This window comes from Synergistaceae bacterium, assembly GCA_031272035.1.
Classification (GTDB): domain Bacteria; phylum Synergistota; class Synergistia; order Synergistales; family Aminobacteriaceae; genus JAISSA01.
This window is the reverse complement of the sequence record JAISUO010000018.1, coordinates 1-21,127: the sequence shown is the minus strand read 5'-3', so window position 1 is coordinate 21,127 and position 21,127 is coordinate 1. Positions and strand designations below refer to the sequence as shown.

The window sequence follows — 21,127 nt, the reverse complement described above, 5'->3', positions numbered from 1 at the left end:
TTGGTATTATCTGAATGGATCTGTGATTGGGGCGAAAAAATTATGAGCGGGCTCGGGCTTTCCTTCTCGATGAAGGTTCTGCTGGTAAACAACTTCGGGTTCAACGTGGGATTCTATATGCTGCTGCCCTACCTGGCGAGGCACATGATGGGTGACTTGGGTTTTTCGGCCGGCTTCGCGGGGTTCGTGATGGGGATGCGGGTGTTCAGCCAGTTGGGACTTTATCTGGTGGGAGGGACTTTGGCCGACCGTTTCAACTATCAGTCGGTCATTCTTTTGGGCTGCAGTCTGCGCGTTGTGGGGTTCGCGCTTTTCGGCTTCGTGTCGGGGCAGCCGGGCGTCGCCTGCGCGGCGTTTCTGACCGGTTTCGCCGGGGCGCTTTTTTCTCCGGCCTGCCAGGCTTTGATGGCGCGTTTGACGGAAGGGCATCCTCATCGGGAAAAAATTTACGCGCTCCAGAACGTGAGCAGTCAAAGCGGAGCTTTTTTCGGCCCGCTGGCGGGGATGGCCCTCCTGGGGCGCGGATTTCGTTTTCTGAGCTTCACGTCGGCGGGCATATTTTTCCTGCTGCTTTTGCTGCAATGGCGGTATCTGCCGGACACCAAAGGAAAGGATCACGCCTCCCGGCAGTCCTTTTGGATGGACTGGCTGTCGATCCTCCGGCAAAAGGATTTTGTCATATTCTGCTTTATCATGTCGGCCTATTATCTGATGTTCAATCAAATTTATATTTTGCTGCCCCTGAGCGTTCCCAACAACGGGACTGTAGCGGCGATTTTCACCCTGACCGCTGTTTTGGGCATCCTGCTGCAGCTGCCGATCAACCACATAATGACGCACTTTTTCCCCCGATCCGCGCGCCTGGGGCTGGGGATGGGCCTGATGGCGCTTTCGTTTCCCTTTTTGTCCGCGAACTTCGGCGTGGTGGGAGAAATCCCTGTGGCCCCCCTGGTCACCGCCGCCGTCCTCAGTCTGGGAATGCTGATCATCTTCCCCACGGCGCTGAGTATGGTGCCGGAACTGGGACACGAGCAGCATCAGGGAATTTGTTTCGGAGTATTCTACTTTTTTGCGGGTATGGCAGGAGCCTGGGGCGGGGGCGCAGGCGCGTGGTTCTGGGAGGTGAGCCCGATTTTGCTGCTGTGGGGCCTGACGGGAACGGGCACGTTCTTCGCCCTTCTGCTGTGGCTCCATACAAAAAAAATGGAAAGGGAACAGACGCCCCACGAGGCGGTCTCCGCGGGGCACTAGCCGACCGAAGGAGGTCAGAACAGCCTCGCCCTGCCGGTTCTGCGTTCCAGGGCCGCCAGCGCCAGTTCGTCGCCGGGCTGCACGTCTCCGGAAAGAACCTCCACCTGACTGCCGTCGGTGATTCCCGTTCGAACGTAAATCCGTCGGGCCAGACTGTTGTTGAGAACCACCCAGACGTATCCGGCGTGAAGCCCGGCCCGTTCCCCGGCGTCGCCGGAAACGACGGAGGGGGGAAGGGTCTCCAGCAGGGCCTGAGGGGGGCGGAACCGGAGGGCTCCCGAGGGGATTTTCACCACGTTTTGCCGGAAGTCGGTTTCGATGGAGACGTTGGCTGTCATGCCCGGTTTCAGCCGGAGACCAGGGTTATCCACGTGGATGACAACGGTGTAAGTGACCACGTTGTCCGTGGTTTCCGGGGCGATGCGAACCTGCACCACCTTCCCCTCGAACTCCTCCTCCGGAAAAGCGTCGACGCTGAAGCGGACGTGCTGTCCTTCGGCGACCCGTCCAATATCCGCCTCGTCCACGCTGGCGTCAATCTGCATTCGAGTCAGGTCCCGGGCGATGCTGAACAGCGTGGGCGTCTGGAAACTGGCCGCGACGGTCTGCCCGACGTCGACTTTTCGGGATACGATGACGCCGTCCACGGGAGAGGTGACGCGGGTGTAATCCAAATTGGTCTGGGCCCGTTCGACGGCGGCTTTGGCCTGAATGACCCTGGCTTTGGCCTCCTGAAGCTGGGCGCGGCGAAGAAGGACGTCGGTTTCGGAGTTTTCCAGCTCACTCTGGGAAATCAGCCTGCGGGAATGAAGTTCCCTGTTACGTTTGAACTTTCGTTCGGCGTCCGTCAGAGAGGCTCCGGCGCTGCCCTCGGCGGCCGTCGCGACCTCCAGCCCGGCCCGGCTTTCGATGAGCTGAGAGCGTAAAACGGCGGGGTCGAGCTGGGCGATGAGCTGTCCTTCCCGAACGGGGGAGTTGTAGTCCACATAAAGCTCCTGAATGGTACCGGAGACCTGGGTCCCCACCTCCACCAGGGAGACGGCGTTGAGTTTGCCGCTGGCGGTGACGAAGGTGGTGATGTCGCCTCTTTCGACCTTTGCCGTGCGCAGGGTGAACTGCACGGGGGGCGTTCTGAAGAAGAAATACCATACCCCGCCCGCGGCCGTCGCCGTGAGGAATAATAAAAGAAGTTTTTTTACTGCCTGTTTTGCCTTCATAACGTCTTTCTGTTTTCCGGTCTCAGCGGACCGCGCCTCCTGTCGCCTCCTCCAGCGCCACGGCGGCCACTCTCGCGTCGTACAGGGTCTGGTAGCGGGTGAAAAGGGCCTGAGAGAGCGCCGAAACGGCGTCGCTGATTTCGATGGGGCTTCCCACGCCGGTGCTGTAACGGCCCTGGGCCAGGTCCAGATTCTCCTGGGCGTACTGTACAGCCTCTTCAGCGGACCGAATGCGCTGTCGGGCGTTTTCCAAATCCACGATGGCCTGACGCACCTCGTAGACGATGCTCTGGGTCAACCCGTCAAGGGAGGCTTCGGACTGGGAGAACTGCGCCCGGGCGATGGAAATCGACGCCGCCGACGCGCCTCCGTCGAAGATGGGAAAATCCAGGCGCAGGCCGGCGCTGAGGCTGTCTTCGAGAGGAAATTCCCTGCCGCTGTAAGAACCTCCCGCGGTGGCGGAAAGGGTGGGAGCGGTGGCTCGGGCCGCGGTTTGAACTCGAACCCGGGCGGCTTCCAGCTCCAACTGAGCTTTTCGGTAGTCGGGGCGGGCCTCCAGAGCGATCTGCGTGGCGCTTTCCAGGTCCACGGAGACCACGGGGGCGTCCAAAACTGTGGAGAGGCCGAAGGGTTTCAGGTTCACGCTGCCCATGGAGACCAGAAGGTTTTCATCGGCGAGCCGGACGTCCGCTTCCGCCTTCAGAACCGCCACCCTTGCGCTGGCCACGTCGACTTCCGCCTTGGTAACGTCGATGCGGGGCCGTGAGCCCACCTCGTAATATCCCTGGGCCGTTCGCAGGTGGTCCTCAAGGTTACGGAGCTGATCCTGGGCCACCTCCAGATTTTTTTGATTCAGCAGAAGCCGGTAATAGGCGTTTTCCACACCGCAGGTCACGGAGAGCAGCGTATCCGCCTCGCTTTCTCCGGCCTGAAGGATGGAAATTTTCTGGGCGGTTTTGCTCAGGCGGTTTTTCCCCCCATCGTAAATCATTTTCGAACCGGATACCCCGGCGGAATAACTTCTGTCCGAGCCGGACAGAGACGTCCGGGAGTAGCCGTAGGAAGCTCCGCCGTCCAGAGTGGCGCGGTCGTTCACCCGCAGGCTTTCCAGCCGGAATTCCTGTTCCCGGGTGAGGGCCCGGGCCTGTCTCAGGGAGGGATGAGCGGAAATCGCGATGGCAATGCAATCCTCCAGAGAAAGGACATTTTCCGGACTCGCCTCCGAGGGGGTCCAGCTCCACAGAACTTCCGCCAGCATCGCGCACAAAATTATTCCAGCTTTCCTCGTTTTTCTTTTCATCTCTGCCGTCATCTCCTGATCGTCAGTTTTCGAATTTCAGTTCCGCCCTTCGAATCGGCCGGTCTCGAAATTTCGCATCGATTTTTATATTGTACCAATAGATAATTATACGCAGATTAAAATGCTTATAATTACCATTTTGTAATATATTTTTTTAATTATAATTATTTCACCATCAGCGACAAAAACAATTTTTTTCGCATATTTTAAATAAAGCGATATATAAATTGTATTTGTTTGAAATATGGTATATTATTAATGATATAAATGTCCTTATTTAAGGATAAATTAAATTTTATTTGTAAATAAAGTGCTATATAACTTTAAAAATGTAAAAATTATGTTGCAAAGTTTTTGTATGTTTTACTTTATTGTTGTTTTATATTGGCTACATTAATAGTTGTATAGATTATTTGAAAGTTTAAAAGGAGGAGTATGTTATGACGTGGTTCAAAAACAGAAGTATCGGTATTAAAATGGCTTTTCTGGTGGGACTGCCCCTTTGTCTCCTGCTGTTCATCACGGCCTACAATTATCGGATGTCGAAGCAAACCCTGCACGAATTTACTTCCGCTTACGACAATGTCTACTCTCAGGCGGCGAATATCGCCATCGTACGGTCGGCCCTGAACGCCGAACAGCGTGCTATTTTGAAAATGATTCTCATTGAAGACGAGGCAAAATGCAACGAACTTCGTGAGGAAATCAATAAGAGACGTGAAGAAAGCGCGGGTTTTTTGAAAGAGTTCGAGGGAACCCCCATCGACGAGACGGCGATTGCTTATCTGAATAATGTGAAGGAATTGAAGGGCAACCTGGCCGATTTGCAGGATGAAGTCATTGAACTGGCCTTTAAAAACGAGGATGAAAAGGCGGAACAGTTGTTTTTGAGCAAACTCGAACCGGTTGCGGTGCGATATACCGAAAACCTGCGTAAACTTTCGGCCTATCTGGTGGGAGAGGCCGATGAGACGGATACGGAGATGGAAGCCCAGATAAAACGGACGATTGTCATCGGAGTCGGAGTCGCCCTGGCGGCCACCTTCTTATCCCTGCTGTTCAGCTTCTTTGTGTCGCGGATGATCACAAAGCCGATCAATTTGATAAAGGAAAAAATAGGAGTGTTCGCCAGCGGCGACCTGTCGGTGGATTTCTCCGACAGCGGCAAAGACGCGATTTCCCAGATGAGCAACGCGCTGGAAGGGATGGTTGAGACGCTGCGTCATGTGGTGGAGTCGATTCAGAATTCGGGTGTTCAGATCACGGATTCGGCGCAAAACTTTTCGGCCATGGCTCAGGAGACGAACGCCTCTGTCGAGGAATTCCGGGCCAGCATTGACGAGATGGGGTCGGATATGCAAGAGCTTGCCACTGCGGCGGAAGAGGTCAATGCCTCGGTGGAAGAGGTGGCGGCCGGCGCGCAGCTCACCGCCGAGAAGGGGACGAACATCGCGTGTAAAGTCGACGAGGCCATGGAGGCGGGCAATTTGGGAATGGACGCGCTTCACAACGTGGTCAGCGGGATCGGCAAAGTCGCGGAGGATGTGGAATCGACCGCAGCCGCCGTTCTGGAGCTCAGCAGCAGAGCCCAGCAGATACAGAATTTTGTGTCGCAGATAGCCGGAATTGCGGATCAGACCAACCTGCTGGCTCTCAACGCGGCCATCGAAGCGGCGCGGGCCGGAGATGCCGGACGGGGATTCGCCGTGGTGGCGGAAGAAGTTCGCAAGCTGGCGGAGGAAAGCAACACCGCGGCGAAGAATATCGCCGGGCTGGCCGGAGCCATTGCGACGGATTTGAACACCATAACGGGCTATGCGCAGGACAATACCACCACCTGCGGCGCGGCAAAGGTGCGCTCCAGCGAAACGGAAAAGGCGATCGCGAACATCCTTGACAGCCTGAGAGAAATTGCGACAGCCACTCAGGACCTGGCCGCCGTCGCCGAGGAACAGGCCGCATCCAGCGAAGAGATTGCGTCGAATGTGCAGGGAATATCCGAAAAGGTCGGAAACGCGGCCCGGCTGAGCGAGAACATCCGCACCGGCGTGGGAGAGGTGGCCACGGCATCCGAAACGATAGCCACCGACGCGGAGAGTCTCTACGAACTTTCTCATGACCTGCAGGCGGAACTGGACTTCTTCAAAATGGAAAACGGGACGGAAAATTCTTCCCAGCCGGCTCAGAGGCAGGAAGTCAAAAGTCTTCCAAAGGCGCGTCCCGCGGTAAAAGCTCTGAAAGCGCGTCTTGCCACGGCGGGAAACGCGTAAGATCGAAATCCAAACCCGCGTAAGAAGACGGGACGGGAGACGAGACGGGAGAATCCTCCAGAAGGGCTCCCGTCTCGTTTTTTAAATTTGAACCCCTTTTGAAATTCAGATTCCGTCAGCAATTATCCCCGCCGGTCAGCTCTTATACCAATTTGAAATAAAAGGCCTGATGAAGAAACTAAGCGACTCATGCGGCTCATACTTCACCGGTTCGCTGCTTATAAAGTTAGAATAGCTAAAAGCAGTGATATTCAAACATTAGCTTCTTCATTAACGCTTGGTTGAAAGCAAATTGGTATTATGCTGTGTGCCGAAATATTTCGGTTCTTCCGGTTTAGGTTCCTGCGTCAGTATGGTATAAAATGCAGGTACTATGATTGATGGGAGGATTCCGAGATGAAAATTTTATTGCTCACCACCGGAGGGACCATCGCTTCCGTCGCGTCTGAAGGAGGTTATGTTCCCGCGCTGAAGGGTGAAAAACTGCTTGCCGCCTGCCCTTTGCTCATGGGATTCGATCATGATGTGGAAATCGAGGATATTTTTTCCAAAGACAGCTCCAATATGAGCCCGCCGGACTGGCTGGCCATGGCTCAGGCTGTCAGAAAAAACGCCTCGAAGGCGGACGCCGTAGTTCTGCTTCACGGGACGGACACCCTGGCCTGGACAGGAGCCGCTCTTTCCCTTCTGCTGCGGGACGTGACGATTCCTGTGGTGATCACGGGCTCCATGCTCACGCCGGATGAACCGGGCAGCGACGTCTCCGACAACATTTACGCCGCGTTCCAGTTTGCGCTGCAGCTGGCCATGTATCGGCGCAGAGGGGTAGCTGTGGCCTTTGCCGATCTCCTGATTCACGGTCCCAGGGCGACGAAGCTCGACAGCCGCCGCAAGAAAGCCTTTGCCAGCGTGGATTATCCCCTGCTGGGAGAGATGCGGGACAAGGACACCCATAAAATCGCCTGGCTCACGCCTCAAACTCCGAAGCTCTCGGAAAAGCGCCCCTGGGGCGACTCTCCCACTTTCGAAACGAATATCGCCCTGGTTCCGATTTTCCCCGGGATGAAGGCGGCGTGGCTTGACGGCATTGTGGAGGCCGGGCCGAAAGCCATCGTTCTGGAGGGCTATGGGCTGGGAGGAGTACCCTATATGTACGAAAATCTGCTGGATCCCATCAAACGGGGCGTCGATGCGGGGCTTCCCCTTGTTTTGCGCAGCCAGTCTCCCTTCGGCGGAACCAATCCCACGGTTTACGAGGTTGGCCGCAGGGCGCTGGATCTGGGAGTTCTGTCGGCGGGCGACATGACCCGGGAATCGCTTATGGTGAAACTGATGCTGCTGCTTCCGCTTTTCAGCGGGGAAGAGCTGGAGCGTCGTCTGCTGGAAAATTTCTGCGATGAGGTCACGGCCTGATTTTCACGATTTCGACGGGGCTTCTTCACCGGGGGAGGAGGTGAGGAGAATGGGACGGAAAAACTGTGAAGCGGAGATGTCGGCGGAGAATGCGGTTCACCTCCGGCTGACGGAGATGTCCAGAACCAGCGGGTGAGCGGCGAAGATAGGTCCGGCGGACCTCGCTCAGGTTTTAGCGGAAATTCCCCATATCGAAGATGACCGCATCCTTGCGACCTGGAGCGGCGGAGAGGACGCTGCCCTCTGGAAAATCGACGAACACCGTCTGGGTATTCTGACGGTGGATTTCATCACGCCGGTGGTGGATGATCCTTTTGTGTGGGGGCAGGTGGCCGCGGCCAACTCCATCAGCGATGTTTTTGCCATGGGAGGGCGCCCTGTGGTGGCCCTCAACGTGGTCGGGTTCCCCTCGAAAACGCTGGAGCTGGACGTTCTGAAAAAAATTCTCAAGGGCGGTTTTTCGAAGACCCGTGAAGCGGGAGCGTTTCTGGCGGGAGGGCACAGCGTACAGGACGACGAGCCCAAGTACGGGCTGGTGGTCTACGGTGAGGCGGAGGCGGACAGGATATGGCGAACGACCGGCGCTCGTGAGGGAGATGCCCTGATTCTCACAAAACCCCTGGGAACGGGAGTCGCCATCACGGGCATCAGGGCGGGCATGATCGAGGACCCCGCCACGGCTGCGGAAGCGACCCGCTGGATGACGACCCTCAACGCTCTGCCTCCGCGCCTGCCGGAGGACCTTCATCGCGCGGTTCGGGCGGCCACCGACGTGACGGGCTTCGGCCTGGCGGGGCACATTGCGGATATGCTGAGCGGCGGCGGGCTGGACTTCAGCCTGTCCTTCGACAAAGTGCCCCTTCTGCCGGGAGTTCTCGAACTGGCGAACATGGGGCTGGTTCCTGAGGGCAGCTACAAAAATCGCGCGGCCTGTGAGGACCGGGTGGATATCGAAGGAAATTTCTCCGTTGCCCGGACGGATATGATCTACGACGCTCAGACCTCCGGGGGGCTTCTTCTCGCCCTGCCTCCCGACCGCGGGGAGGAGATGCTGACCCTCTGCCGGGCGAATGGGTTTGAACTCGCGGCGCTCATTGGGCATTTCAGGTCGGGCAGCGGGCGTATTCGGGTGGAGTGAAAGTACTGAGAAGATGTTAAAATAGAAACATGTCTTCATAGTTATTTCTAATGGTTATTTCTAAAGTTATCTCTAAATTCTGATCCGTTATAAGCAGGGGCGTTTTATTTTCCGTTCTACACATTTTATAAGGAGGGAATAGAGATTATGAGGAAGCTGTGTTTGTGTGCGACGGTGCTGGGGATTGTTCTCGGAGGTTTCTGTTATGGAGCGGAGGCGGCGGCGCTGAAGCTGCGGACGTCGACCAACCTGGCCGAGACCGGAACCGTGGGGCGGGGGCTCACCAAATTCGTGGAGCTGGTCAACGCAAAAACCGGCGGGCGGATCGAGGCCACGGCCAACTACGGCGCAGAGCTGGGGAATCAGAGAGAGCAGGTCGAGATGTGCAGGAGCGGCGCTCTGGAAATGGTGGTGGCGGCCCCTGGAACCGGCCCCGGAATGTGGGTGCCGCAGCTGATGATGTTTGAGTTTCCCTACCTGTTTAAGGACAATGAGCATTATCGCCGTGTTTTGAAGGGGTTGGAGAGCGAAGTGTCCAAACTCGTGCAGCCTTACGGTTTCGTCGCGACGGCGGGACAGAGCCAGGGCTCCCGGCACATGCTCACCGTGAAGCCGGTTGAAAAGCTGGCGGACCTTGCCGGCATGAAGATGCGCGGACCCAACGCGATTTACATCGGCATGTTCGACCATCTGGGCGCCGCCGGAACCACGATGGACTGGAACGAGATCTACACGGCCATGCAGACGAAGGTCATCGACGGCATGGAGGCCTCTCCCAGCATGATCAACTCCATGAAATTTCAGGACAACGCCAAAAATCTGACGATCACCAATCACATCATCGCCTGCGTGTACTACTTCTTCAATGAAAAATGGCTGAACGGGCTGCCGGAGGACCTGAAGAAAATCGTGCTGGAATGCGCGGAAGAGGCCACGGTCTATCAGGGGCAGATCGACGACGAAGACCAGAAACAGGCTCTGGACGCCATGATAAAGGAGGGCGTTGTGGTGCACGAACTGAAGGACGCCGACGCCTGGGTGAAAGCCTGCTCGCCGATGCTGGACGAATACAGGGCCAAGGGTCCCGCCTGGAACGACTTTATCGATAAAATGCTGGCAATTCAATAAACGTCTGTGATGAGGCGAGTCTACGCATTTTTCAGCGCCCTGCGGGCCATCGCGATCATCTCCCTTTTAGGGGGGATGGTCGCTTTGTGTCTTGTACAGGTCGTTCTGCGCTACTTCACCTCCACCTCCATCAGGCCCTTCGCCTGGGGGGACGAACTCATCCGTCTGACCAGCATCTGGGTCGCTTTTCTGGCGGCGAGTCTGGGGGTCAGAGAGGGAGCTCACCTGAGCGTCGAGTTTTTTCTGAACAAATTTCTGCCCCCGCCCCTCATAAAAATCGTCAAACAGGCGGCCAACGTCGTGGTCCTTGTGTGTCTGGCGGCGCTCGTCTGGTTTGGAATCGAGCAGACGCGTCTGAATTTGGTCAGCTCTTTGCAAAATCTGAACATCTCTCTGGCGCTTTTTTACGCCGCGATCCCCGTGGGCTGCAGCTATCTCTTTGTGGATTATCTCCTGATTCTGATTTACGGCTTTCATCCCTTTGCCTCGATGAACGCCGGAAAGCCGGATCCCAGGCGGGGAGGCTAAGGGAATGCTGCAGGCGGCTCTGGTGTTTGCGCTCCTTCTGCTGTTCATCTTTCTGGGTTTTCCGATTTACGTGTCCACCATTATCACCGCGATTCTTTTCATCGTTGCCATGGATATTCCCTTCACCCTGGTCATCATCAAAATGTTCGGCAGCATCGACTCCTTTTCTCTGATGGCGATTCCCTTCTTCATCATTGCCGGGAACATCATGACGGGGTCGCGGATCACCGATAAACTGGTGAACTTCGCCAATGCCGCCGTTGGCCAGTTCAAAGGCGGACTCGGTCACGTCAACATCCTTGCCTCCATGCTTTTCGGGGGCATTCAGGGTTCCGGAGCGGCGGACGCCTCCGCTATCGGCGGAATGCTGATTCCCGCCATGGAAAAACAGGGTTACGAAAAGGACTACGCTGTGGCGGTGACGGCGGGGTCTTCCATGCTGAGTCCGATCATTCCGCCCAGCATCGCCATGATCCTCTATTCCTTCTACACGGAGACTCCGGTGAGCCGGCTGTTTCTGGGCGGGGTCATCCCCGGCGTCATGATTGGGGTTCTGCAGATGGTGGTGAACGCCGTCGCCTATCGCCGGAGGGGCTACAGCTTCGAGACGGAAAAATTCTCCTGGAAAAACCTGTGGCGGGCCTTCGTCTCTTCCTTCGGGGCCCTGATTATGCCCCTGATCATCGTCTGCGGGATTGTCTTCGGCCTCGTCACTCCCACGGAGTCCGGGGTGATCGCCATCGCCTACGGCCTGGTCTATGGTTTTTTCATCTCGAAGGAACTGCGGATGAAGGACCTGCCGAAAATTCTGCTGGACTCCGCCGTCACCACGGCGGTGGTCATGATGACGATTTCCGCGGCGGGAGTGCTTTCCAACGTTCTCGTTCGGATGCGTTTCCAGAACGAGGTGCTGAACTTCGCGGTTCACACACTGAAAAATCCTTATCTTGCCACTCTTTTCCTGATGGCTGTGCTGCTGGTCCTGGGCTGTTTCCTGGATCCCACCATCCTGATCGCCATGTTTGCCACCAGCATCCTCTCCATCGGCAACGCGCTGGGATTCGATCCCATCCATTACGGGGTGCTCATGGTGATTGTCATGCAGGTGGGGGCCATTACGCCGCCGGTGGGGACGTTCCTTTTCATCAGCTGCGGCATCGCCCGTCTTCCACTGGAAGAAAGCATTGGGGCGCTTTTACCCTACATTGGCGTGATTTTGCTGGTGATCCTCGCCATGATTTTCTTCCCGCAGATCGTCACGTTTTTGCCCTCGATGGTATAAGGGGGGATTTGCGTCATGCAGAAAAAGAGCGATGGACAGAATTACGCACCCCGAAGCCAGGGAAAAACCGTTCCAGTGGCGGCTCCGGGGGAGTTTCGAGTGGGGGTGATGGCCCTCGATCACGGACACATTTACGGGATGTGTAACGGGCTGGCGGAGGCCGGAGCCGAAATTGCCCTTGTCTGGGATCCGGACCCGGAAAAGACGCTGGCCTTTCAGAAGGCCTTTCCTCAGGTCCGAATCGCCCGAAGCCGGGATGAAATTCTGGAGAACGGCGATATTCGACTGATCGCGTGCGCCGCTGTTCCGGGGGACCGGTGTGACCTGGGAGTTGCGGCCCTGAGGAGCGGGCACGATTTCTTCGTGGACAAGCCCCCTCTCATCACCAGAGAACAGCTGAAGCAGGCGAGGGAGGCGGTTTGGGAGACCGGACGGAAATACGGCGTGTACTACAGCGAACGCCTGCACGTGGAGGCGGCCGTTCGAGCCGGAGAGCTTCTGCAGGAAGGGGCGATCGGTCGGGTGGTGCAGGTGATGGGCTGGGGCCCCCATCGAGTGGGTCCGGTTTCCGGACGTCCGGACTGGTTTTTCGACAAAAGCCGGTACGGAGGGATTCTGGTGGACATCGGCTGTCATCAGATCGAACAGATTCTGACCTTTGCGGGAGCGGAGGGCGCCAGGATCGCTCACAGCCGCGTCGCCAACTTTGCTCACGAGGAACACCCCCGTTTCGAGGATTTTGGAGACGTGAACCTGATATGCGATAACGGCGCGGCGGGTTATTTCCGGGTGGACTGGTTCACTCCCTCCGGGCTGGGGGCCTGGGGCGACGGACGGACCCTGATTCTGGGCACGGAGGGCTATATTGAAATCCGCAAATATATTGACGTCGCATCGGACGCGGAAGGGGATCATATTTACCTTGCGGACCGGAAGGGCGAGCACCACATCAGAGCCGCGGGGACCTGCGGTTTTCCGTTCTTCGGGCGTTTCATCCGGGACTGCCTGGACCGCACGGAGATGGCCATGACCCAGGAACACGCCTTTGCCGCCGTCGAACTCGCGATCGAGGCGCAGGAAAGAGCCTGGTCCTCCGGAACCGACGGATACAGGGAAACGGGGGAATGACGGAATGACGGGAATCGCGCTTCTGGGAGCGGGGGCGATTGCGGGAGTTCACGCCGACGCCTGCGGACAATGGAACAATCGCTGTGAGGTTCGCGCCGTCTGCGATCTGTATCCTGACAAGGCGAAGGCCCTCATCGAAAAAAAGGGACTGAGGAAGGCGGCGGCGTATGGAGATATTGACGCGGTTCTGGCCAGAGACGACATTGACGCGGTTTTCATATGCCTGCCCCCGGACGTCCACGCTTCTGTGGCGATCCGCGCTCTGAACGCGGGCAAACATGTGCTCGTGGAGAAGCCCATGGCCGCCAGCCTTCAGGAGTGCGACGCCATGATCGAGGCGGCGGCGGCGGCGAAGGGGAAAATTCTGTCGCCGGTGGCTCAGAATCGCTTCAGGACCCCCAACGCCAGGGTGAAGCGCATGATCCGGTCCGGAGATGCCGGCAGGGTGCTGTACGCCACGGTCAACTCCCTCTGGTGGCGTGGCGGGAACTATTACGACATCTGGTGGCGTGGGACCTGGGAGAAGGAGTGCGGAGGGTGTTTCACGAGCCACGCCGTGCACCATATCGATCTTCTCCTCTGGATGCTGGGAAAACCGGAGAGAGTTACCGCCGTCATCGCCAACGTTGGGCACGACAACTCCGAATGCGAGGACCTGGGCGTCGCCATCCTCGAATATACGGGAATGCTGGCGCAGATTTCCGCTTCTCTCGTGACCCACGACGAAGAACAGGAGCTGATTTTTCAGACCGACCGGGGACGGCTCTCCGTTCCCTGGCGGACCGCGGCCTCGAAGGCCCTTCCCAACGGCTTTCCTGAAGAGGACGTCGAAAACCGGAACGCGCTGCAGCGATGCTATGAGAATATTCCGGAACTGACGGTGGAGGGACACCCCGCCCAGATCGGCAACTTTCTGGACGCCATTTCCGGGGACGCCCCTCTGCAGGTGACAGGAGAAGAGGGCAGAAACGCCATTGAGCTCATTATGGCGATCTATAAAGCCTCCCTGGAGCGAGCGCCGGTAACTCTCCCCATTGGCCGGGAGGACCCTTTTTACCGCCGTGAGACCATGGCCGCGGCGATGCCCCGTTTTCATCAGAAGACCCGTTCCGTGGAAAATTTCACGACCTCGGAAATCACCCTTGGAAGGGACGTGGGAAAGTGATGCAAGAAAAGTGATGAAAGAAAAGTGATGAATGGAATATGAAAAAACCGTTTTGTATCGCCTGCCTGTTCTGTCTGGCGCTTTCCTGGGGGCTTTCGTTTGCCGCCGGCGCCGCTCCGAAGCAGAAAACTGCCGTTCCCGTATCCTCGCCTCTGCCTGAAAAAGGAACCTGTGCCGTTCTGGTGAAGGGGCCGAATCCTCAAAGGGATTCTGAGATGGAGGAACTCCTCTCACGGCGGCTGAAGGAGAAGGGATATCGGGTCGCCGACGGAAAAAAACAGGCTGCAATCCGGGGGGATAAATCGGCGGAGGCCGCCCTGGAAGGCGATACGGACGCCGTTAAACGCCTGGGCAAACGGTACGGCGTCGCTGTGATAATCTCGGTCAGCATCCGTCTGGACGGGGAGACTCAGCGCAACGAATTCAATCTTTTCACCGGAACGGCTTCCGCGGCGGTGACGGCGATAAACTCCGCAGGCAAAGTCCTCTGGTCTGACGCCACTGAGGGCAAAGAGATGGGCTATACCCGGGACGAAGCGGAGCGCAGGGCAGCAGACGCGGCTGCAGAGGCGGCTTTCCTGCGGATGACCCGGTAAGGAAATCGCCGCCTTCGTGTCGAACACGGCCTGGGTCCCTTTTCAGTATGGGTTTCGCAGTCCGCTGAAAAGTCGAGATTATGGGATGAGCAGCTTCTCCATCGGAAAACGCTGAGTGTGTCTGTCGGAGGGTTGCGCGTCTTTCGCGGGGTATCCCAGAACCAGCATGGCCGCTGGAACGAGGTTGTCGGGAAGACCGAACTCCTCCACCGTTTTTGCCGGGTCAAACTTCATCACCCACACCGACCCCAGTCCGGAGTTTTCCGCCGTGAGCATCATGTACGTGGTGGCGATGGAGGCGTCGGTTTGCCCGCTCCGTTCTCCGTCGAAAGGACGCTCCCAACAGACGTTTTTGTCGTAACATACGATCAGAACCAGGGGCGCTCTGTAACGGCAGGGCGTGCAGAGGTCGATCTTTGCCAGTTCTTCCGGTTTTTGAACGACGCGTATGCGGTGGGGCTGCAGGTTGCCCGCCGTGGGAGCGGTTCGGCCCGCCTCCAGAATGGCGTCGAGCTTTTCTTTTTCCACGGGCGTGGACGCGAAACTTCGCACAGAATATCGCTTATTCAGGACGTTTTGAAAATCCATTTTCGCTGAAACCTCGGCTTTCTTTTTGAAATTCAGGGAGACTCATCAATGGATGCGGTTTTTTGCCGGCCGCTTCTTTGGACGCATTATAGCAGACTCCGGGAATTACTGATGTCGAAAAGTTTGTAATGCGCTACTGATATACTAATATATTGATGCCAATCACCGCAAATTCGTTATCAGGAGGAAGATATCATGTTGAATTTTCGTTCCGCAAGCGTTCGAATCGCCAACAGTTCCCGGGCTGTAGAGGAGTGTATCAGCGTTCTTTACGGAGACGAAGCGCTTCCGAAGGGCGGATTATGGATCGTCAACGCCGTAATCGGTCATCGGCTGGATAAAGTCGCCGATGCCATTCACGCCCGTATCCCGGAGGCGTCGGTGGTGGGGAGCTCCTGCGGCGGCGTTATCGGAAGAGAAGGCGCCGGAGAGTCCATGAGTCACCTGGCGGTTATGGTGGTGGAGGGCCCGGCTGAAGAAGTGGCCTGGGCGGCAGTGGACGATTTCCATGCCGACAGCGCCTTCGAAAAGGGCCTGGAACTGGCGAAAAAACTGAAGGAAAAACTCCCTGCCGCGAATGTGATCTACCTGTTGAGCCCCGGTCTCGATTCGTGCAACAACGAACTTGTGTCCGCCTTCGATGAGGTGTTCGGGGAGGTGCTCCTTTTCGGCGGAGCGTCTTCGGATAACTACAAGGCCGTCACCACGTCGCAGTACATCGGAGACCGGGCCAGCCTCACCGGCGTCTGGGCGGTGGGGTTTGCGGATAAGACGCTGAAGGCGGCGGCCCGGGCCACCCATGGCTTCAACGCCTGCGGCGAACCTCTGACCGTTACGAAGGCCGGACACAACCGAATTTTGGAGTTTGACGGGCTTCCCGCCTGGACCGCCTACACCAGCGCCCTGGGAAACCTCGCCGCCGAAGACGTGAAAAACGTTCTGATCACGGGAGGATTGGCCATCAAACTGCCACCGGATCTGGCGGCAGAGTACGGAAATCCGCATATCCTTCGCATGGGGCTGCCCATGGACGAAACGGGAGCCATCCGGCTGTCCGTGTCCGCGGAGGAGGGCGAGCAGTGGTACATGACCACCCGGGACGAGGATCTGATTTTTTCGGAGCAGAAAAGAACCCTGTCCTCCCTGCGCAAAGAGATTGCGGAAAATTCTCTTCAGGGCGAAATTCATCCGGTGGCCGTCTTTCAGTCGGACTGCCTGCTGCGGGGAAGGACGCTTTTCGACAGGGTCATGAAGGATGAAATCATCACCATGATGCAGAACGCTTTTCTGAACAACGGGGAGATCCCGCCCTGGCTGGGCATGTACGGCTTCGGAGAGTTCTGCCCTCTGGGAGGGGAAAACTTTTTCCACACCTACACCACGTCCCTGCTGGTGCTGTACCGGTAAAAACGGTTCCCGCTCCGGAAAAGTAATAATTGAGAGATAATAATATTGAGAGAGAAATAATGAACGGGGAGGATTATCAATTGAAAACGGCGATCAAAGGCGGAACGGTGGTTACGGTGGTGGGAGAGATTCTTCAGAACGGCGTGGTGCTGACTGAGGGCTCCAAAATAACCGCCGTGGGCGTGGACGTGGGCATTCCCGGGGACGCGAAGGTTATCGACGCCTCCGGCAAGTGGGTGACCCCTGGATTTATCGACGCCCATACGCATATTTCCACGTTCAATGAACCCCAGACCATGCCGCTGCTGCCGGGGATGCTGGATGGCAATGAGGTCAGCGATCCCATAACGCCTCATATTCGCGGCATCGACGCCCTCAATCCCCACGATGTGGCCATTGAAAACACGAGAAAGGCCGGATTTACGACCTGTTATACCGGTCCCGGCTCCGCCAACGTTTTGGGGGGCACAGGCATCAGTTTCAAGACGAAAAAGGGCGACACCATTTTCGACATCGTCATTCCGGGCTCGGAGCACATGAAAATGGCCCTTGGAGAAAATCCGAAAAGGGTGTACGGCACGGACAAAAAAATGCCAGTGACCCGCATGGGGACAGCCGCCCTTCTGAGGGAGACGCTGTATAACGCGAAGGTGTATGCGGAGCAGCTCAAAAGAGCGGAATCCGACCCCGAAAAAGCGCCGAAGCCCGACTTCAAACTGGAGGCTCTGCTTCCCCTGATGCGGGGAGAAATGAAATGCCGCATTCATGCCCACAGAGCCGACGATATTGTGACGGCCACGCGAATCGCCGAAGAGTTCAACTTGAAATATTCGATTGAACACTGCACCGAAGGCTATAAAATTCTCGATTATCTGAAAGAGAAGGGTGTGGACTGCGTGATCGGGCCTGTGACGATGGCGCTCTCCAAGATGGAAATCTGGGGCTGCAAACTGGAAACGCCGGGCATTCTGGAGAAGGCCGGCATCAATTTCTGTCTGACGGCGGACACCTCCTCCGGCACAAAATATCTTCCGGCTCACGTGGGGCTTTGCATTGCCAGAGGACTTTCGGAAAAAAGGGCTTTTGAGTCCGTGACGATCCGCGCGGCCCGACTTCTGGGTCTGGAAAAACGCGTCGGCTCCCTGGAACCGGGCAAGGACGCCGATATTGCCATTTTTTCGGGGCATCCCTTCAGCAATATGTCCCTTTGCGAGACCACCGTTATCGACGGAGAAATTTACGACAACCTGAGCTGACGACGGACGAAAGAACCGCGACGCCCGCCTTCGGACGCGGACGAGCCGAGGGCGGGCGTTCGTTATGGCTCAGCTATAAAAATGAGGTGTCAGCGCTTTTTGTTCTGCAGATCCACAGTCGCGGCATCGAAGTGTCGCCGTTCGACGAAAAGGTCGGAAGCGTTTTTTGATGTTTGCGCGTCTGGCGTCTGCGCGTTCCGGTCTGTTTTCTCCCGAAGAGCGAGCATGGAGGCCCTGCGGCAGATGAAGGCGATGTCGGCGCCGCTGCAGTTTTCCGTCAGGGCGGCCAGGTTTTTCAGGCTCACGTCGTCCGCGAGTTTTTTCCCGCGCAGTTCAATGGAAAAAATTTCCTCCCGGGCCGCCATGTCGGGCATGGGCAGCTCCAGAACCATGTCGAAGCGTCCGGCGGCGAGAAGAGCCGGATCCACCAGGTCGAGGCGATTCGTGGTCGCCAGCACCACAACTCCCGTCAGTTCCTCGATTCCGCTCATTTCCGCCAGAAACTGTCCGATGACCCGTTCCGTGAAGGCGGCTCCGCTTCCGGATTCGCGCCCGCGGGTGGGGACCAGGGATTCGATTTCGTCAAAATAGAGAATCGAGGGAGCCGCCTGTTTCGCCGTCTTGAAAACCTCCCGGAGGGCGCGTTCGGACTCGCCCACGTACTTCGACATCAGGGACGGTCCCTTGACGGAGATGAAGTTGACGCCGCTTTCTTTCGCCAGTGCCTTGACCAGCAAAGTTTTACCCGTGCCCGAAGGTCCGTGGAGCATGATTCCTCTGGGGGGCTGAATGTTGTAACGTTCAAAAAGTTCAGGATTGTGAAGGGGCCATTGTACCGCGTCGCAAAGTTCCTTTCGGATTTCCTCCAGCCCGCCGATGTCCTCCCAGGAGATGTCGGGGACCTCCACAAAAACCTCGCGGATGGCGGAGGGATCGATTTCCATCAGGGCGGAGGTGAAATGGGACATCTTCACTTCCAGAGCCGCGACTTTTTCGTAGGGAATTTCCTGGGTCTGGAGGTTGACGGAGGGAAGGACATCCCGCACACAGGCCATGGCGGCTTCCTTCGCCAGCGCCTCCAGGTCCGCGCCCACAAAACCGTGGGACAGGTCCGCCACGCGTTTCAGGTCCACATCTCCGGCCAGAGGCATCCCTCGAGTGTGAATCTGCAGAATTTCATGACGTCCTCTGCGGTCGGGAATGGGAATGGAGATTTCCCGGTCGAACCTCCCCGGGCGGCGCAAAGCCGGGTCCAGAGAGTTGGGGATGTTCGTCGCGCCGATTACGACGATCTGGCCGCGGGATTCAAGCCCGTCCATCAGGGCCAGCAGCTGGGCCACCACTCGTCGTTCAACCTGCTTTTCTCCGCCCATTTCCTCGCGTTTTGGGGCGATGGCGTCGATTTCGTCGATGAAAATAATGGAAGGCGAACGAGACTGGGCCTCTTCGAAGATGTTGCGCAGCCGCTCCTCGCTTTCTCCGTAAAATTTTCCGATGATTTCCGGCCCGGAAATATGGGTGAACCAGGCGTCGGTTTCGTTGGCCACTGCCCGGGCGATGACAGTTTTCCCCGTGCCGGGGGGCCCGTAGAGCAGCACTCCCTTGGGGGGCTGAATGCCGAGGCGCTCGAACACCTGAGGAAAACGCAGAGGCAGCTCAATCATTTCCCGGATGTGACGAATCTGGTTTCCCAGTCCGCCGATGTCTTCGTAGGAAATTTTTCTCGGCATCGTTATTTTTAGATTTTTTAGCAGATTCAGATAGGTGGCTTTGCTTACGACCACCGCTCCTTCAGGCGTGGTTTCCGACACGCGAAAATCGCAGATGCGCGTCCCGAAAAGATTCAGGCGAATACGATCCCCTGTGGTCAGGGGAACTCCCTCCAGCAGGGAGAGGACGTAGGCGCTGTCCCGTTCTCTGTCCGTCAATGCGATGGAAGAAAGGGGCTGCAGCGTGATGCTGCCGGCGAAATGATGATCGGCCCGTCGAACGACCACTGTTTCCTCCAGCGCGGTTCCCGCGTTTTCTCGAATCAGTCCGTCGATTTGTATGACGCGTTTTCCGCAGTCTTCGGGGTCGCAGCCGTGGACGCGCACCGCTGTCGTCTGTTTTCCCTCGATTTCGACGATCTGCCCCTCGGTGAGACCAAGAACCGCCATGTCGGCGGGGTCCATTCGGGCGATGCTCCTGTTGGCGTCGCCGGGCAGCGCTTCCTTCACTTTGAACACCTTAAAACCTCCCTGATGCGCTTTCTGTACAATCTGTACAATTTATACAATCTATACGAAATGTACAATACTACATCGATACTTTTGTATCCGCACTATGTGATATTTGCATTCCCAACGACTGTGATATAAATTGGACGTATCTTCCATGAGTTCTCTCCTTTCCTGTAAGCTTTGAACGGTCCACAGGGATTAGAATTGAGCCCATTTCCGTATCTGTCAAATTCCAAGAGTCCCTCGGCAGAACCGGGGGTTTACCTAATTTAATTAATTCACCTCGGCAACACTCTGTTGCGATTCACACGATAAGAAGTTTTTCGCAAAAATCTGCGGGGATGAGCGTATCGACATAGTAGACGGGAACATTTTTATACGTATAGTAGATTCGGGTCAGCAACAAAGCCGGCGTGTTGGCGTTCACGTTCATCAGGTCAGCCTCTTGAGCGGTAATCAAAACGGGTTTCATCTTTTTGTCGACTTTCGTTAAATCTACTTTCGCGTTTTTTTGAATGAATCCGCGGTTTAATTCATACTGCATTTCTTTCGAAAAATGCGTGCCAAATTCTTGTTTGATATATATCGTTTCCATTCCTGCGATCCGACCGTCGCCGAGGGTTCGGATTTGTCTTGCGATGCCGATGACGGTCCCCTTTGCAATTTGCAGATGCTTTGCGCTTTTTTCATCACAAAGCTGCTCTGAATAGCTTATCAATTCATGATATCCTCCCAATTCCGCCGGGTAATCGAAACTCACAAAGTCTGTTTTAAAGGAAGGGCTGGAGACATATGTTCCAGAACCGTGCTTACGCTCAAGCATGCCTTTTTGCACCAGATCCTGTACGGCCTGACGCACTGTAGCGCGGCTTACGTTCAATTGCTGCGCAAATTCCGGTTCGGACGGGAGTTTGTCGCCTACACGCCAAATGCCATTTTGAATGCGTTCCCGAATAAATTCCTCCACCTGATAATAGAGCGAAATCCCTCGCTGTTTGCTTAAAAAATTGTTAGATTTCGTTATTGGTCGCATGATATTATTTCCTTATTATTTTCAGCGTCGAAATCGATTATATAATATTTCAATGCATCAAGTTTCGATCCGCGGGACGCAATAAAGAATGCTTTCCGAAAATCATCAATCAAACTGCCCACCGCGGCAAGCCGTCATTGTCTCCTCAAATGGCCTTGCCTGTGAAGCACAATATACTATTATGACAGATTATCCTTTTAAAATC

The 21,127-nt window shown here is 56.3% G+C and carries 18 protein-coding genes; 13 read left to right on the top strand and 5 right to left on the bottom strand.

Features of this window, described 5'->3' with window-relative positions:
* A partial coding sequence (locus tag LBR61_02020) for an MFS transporter (protein ID MDR1730850.1) occupies window positions 1–1,251 on the top strand: 1,251 nt, incomplete at its 5' end.
* A 14-nt stretch (window positions 1,252–1,265) separates the two neighbouring features.
* Here the strand turns inward: LBR61_02020 and LBR61_02015 are convergent.
* Together LBR61_02015 and LBR61_02010 are read right to left on the bottom strand one after the other, a co-directional pair.
* Window positions 1,266–2,468 carry an efflux RND transporter periplasmic adaptor subunit gene (locus LBR61_02015; GenBank protein MDR1730849.1) on the bottom strand — a complete coding sequence of 401 codons (1,203 nt, stop codon included), beginning with the start codon at window positions 2,466–2,468 and terminating at the stop codon, window positions 1,266–1,268.
* A 22-nt stretch (window positions 2,469–2,490) separates the two neighbouring features.
* Entirely contained in the window at window positions 2,491–3,768 is a 1,278-nt protein-coding gene (locus LBR61_02010; GenBank protein MDR1730848.1) for a TolC family protein, read from the bottom strand.
* 440 nt (window positions 3,769–4,208) lie between these two features.
* Between LBR61_02010 and LBR61_02005 the strand changes: the two genes are divergently transcribed.
* The 10 genes from LBR61_02005 (at window position 4,209) to LBR61_01960 (ending at window position 14,416) form a co-directional block, all read left to right on the top strand.
* Window positions 4,209–6,038: a methyl-accepting chemotaxis protein gene (locus LBR61_02005; GenBank protein MDR1730847.1), complete on the top strand. Its 1,830-nt coding sequence runs from the start codon at window positions 4,209–4,211 to the stop codon at window positions 6,036–6,038.
* Window positions 6,039–6,434: 396 nt separating this feature from the next.
* Window positions 6,435–7,451 (top strand): asparaginase, encoded by a 1,017-nt coding sequence (locus LBR61_02000; protein MDR1730846.1) that lies wholly within the window; start codon window positions 6,435–6,437, stop codon window positions 7,449–7,451.
* Window positions 7,435–7,587 (top strand): hypothetical protein, encoded by a 153-nt coding sequence (locus LBR61_01995; GenBank protein MDR1730845.1) that lies wholly within the window; start codon window positions 7,435–7,437, stop codon window positions 7,585–7,587. The genes LBR61_02000 and LBR61_01995 overlap by 17 nt, the downstream gene beginning before the upstream one ends.
* Window positions 7,567–8,589 (top strand): selenide, water dikinase SelD, encoded by a 1,023-nt coding sequence (selD, locus tag LBR61_01990; GenBank protein MDR1730844.1) that lies wholly within the window; start codon window positions 7,567–7,569, stop codon window positions 8,587–8,589. The genes LBR61_01995 and selD overlap by 21 nt, the downstream gene beginning before the upstream one ends.
* 147 nt (window positions 8,590–8,736) lie before the next feature.
* A complete protein-coding gene (locus LBR61_01985; GenBank protein MDR1730843.1) occupies window positions 8,737–9,717 on the top strand; it encodes a TRAP transporter substrate-binding protein in 981 nt (326 codons plus the stop codon).
* 9 nt (window positions 9,718–9,726) lie between these two features.
* Window positions 9,727–10,245, top strand: a complete 519-nt coding sequence (locus tag LBR61_01980) for a TRAP transporter small permease (GenBank protein MDR1730842.1) — start codon at window positions 9,727–9,729, stop codon at window positions 10,243–10,245.
* Window positions 10,246–10,249: 4 nt separating this feature from the next.
* Window positions 10,250–11,527 (top strand): TRAP transporter large permease, encoded by a 1,278-nt coding sequence (locus LBR61_01975; protein MDR1730841.1) that lies wholly within the window; start codon window positions 10,250–10,252, stop codon window positions 11,525–11,527.
* Between the two features lie 15 nt (window positions 11,528–11,542).
* Complete coding sequence (locus tag LBR61_01970) at window positions 11,543–12,655, top strand: Gfo/Idh/MocA family oxidoreductase (protein MDR1730840.1); 1,113 nt, start codon at window positions 11,543–11,545, stop codon at window positions 12,653–12,655.
* A 4-nt stretch (window positions 12,656–12,659) separates the two neighbouring features.
* Window positions 12,660–13,820 carry a Gfo/Idh/MocA family oxidoreductase gene (locus tag LBR61_01965; protein ID MDR1730839.1) on the top strand — a complete coding sequence of 387 codons (1,161 nt, stop codon included), beginning with the start codon at window positions 12,660–12,662 and terminating at the stop codon, window positions 13,818–13,820.
* 38 nt (window positions 13,821–13,858) lie between these two features.
* The gene (locus LBR61_01960; protein MDR1730838.1) at window positions 13,859–14,416 is read left to right on the top strand and encodes a hypothetical protein; all 558 of its coding nucleotides are present in this window, start codon (window positions 13,859–13,861) and stop codon (window positions 14,414–14,416) included.
* A gap of 78 nt (window positions 14,417–14,494) precedes the next feature.
* Here the strand turns inward: LBR61_01960 and LBR61_01955 are convergent, their stop codons facing one another.
* Window positions 14,495–15,004 carry a nitroreductase family protein gene (locus LBR61_01955; protein MDR1730837.1) on the bottom strand — a complete coding sequence of 170 codons (510 nt, stop codon included), beginning with the start codon at window positions 15,002–15,004 and terminating at the stop codon, window positions 14,495–14,497.
* A gap of 195 nt (window positions 15,005–15,199) precedes the next feature.
* Between LBR61_01955 and LBR61_01950 the strand changes: the two genes are divergently transcribed.
* Window positions 15,200–16,411, top strand: a complete 1,212-nt coding sequence (locus tag LBR61_01950) for an FIST C-terminal domain-containing protein (protein ID MDR1730836.1) — start codon at window positions 15,200–15,202, stop codon at window positions 16,409–16,411.
* A gap of 80 nt (window positions 16,412–16,491) precedes the next feature.
* Window positions 16,492–17,667: an amidohydrolase gene (locus LBR61_01945; protein ID MDR1730835.1), complete on the top strand. Its 1,176-nt coding sequence runs from the start codon at window positions 16,492–16,494 to the stop codon at window positions 17,665–17,667.
* An 89-nt stretch (window positions 17,668–17,756) separates the two neighbouring features.
* Here LBR61_01945 and LBR61_01940 read toward each other — a convergent pair whose 3' ends face one another.
* Both LBR61_01940 and LBR61_01935 read right to left on the bottom strand, forming a co-directional pair.
* The gene (locus LBR61_01940; GenBank protein ID MDR1730834.1) at window positions 17,757–19,895 is read right to left on the bottom strand and encodes a CDC48 family AAA ATPase; all 2,139 of its coding nucleotides are present in this window, start codon (window positions 19,893–19,895) and stop codon (window positions 17,757–17,759) included.
* A 298-nt stretch (window positions 19,896–20,193) separates the two neighbouring features.
* Window positions 20,194–20,922 carry a GntR family transcriptional regulator gene (locus LBR61_01935; GenBank protein ID MDR1730833.1) on the bottom strand — a complete coding sequence of 243 codons (729 nt, stop codon included), beginning with the start codon at window positions 20,920–20,922 and terminating at the stop codon, window positions 20,194–20,196.
* Window positions 20,923–21,127: the final 205 nt, after the last annotated feature.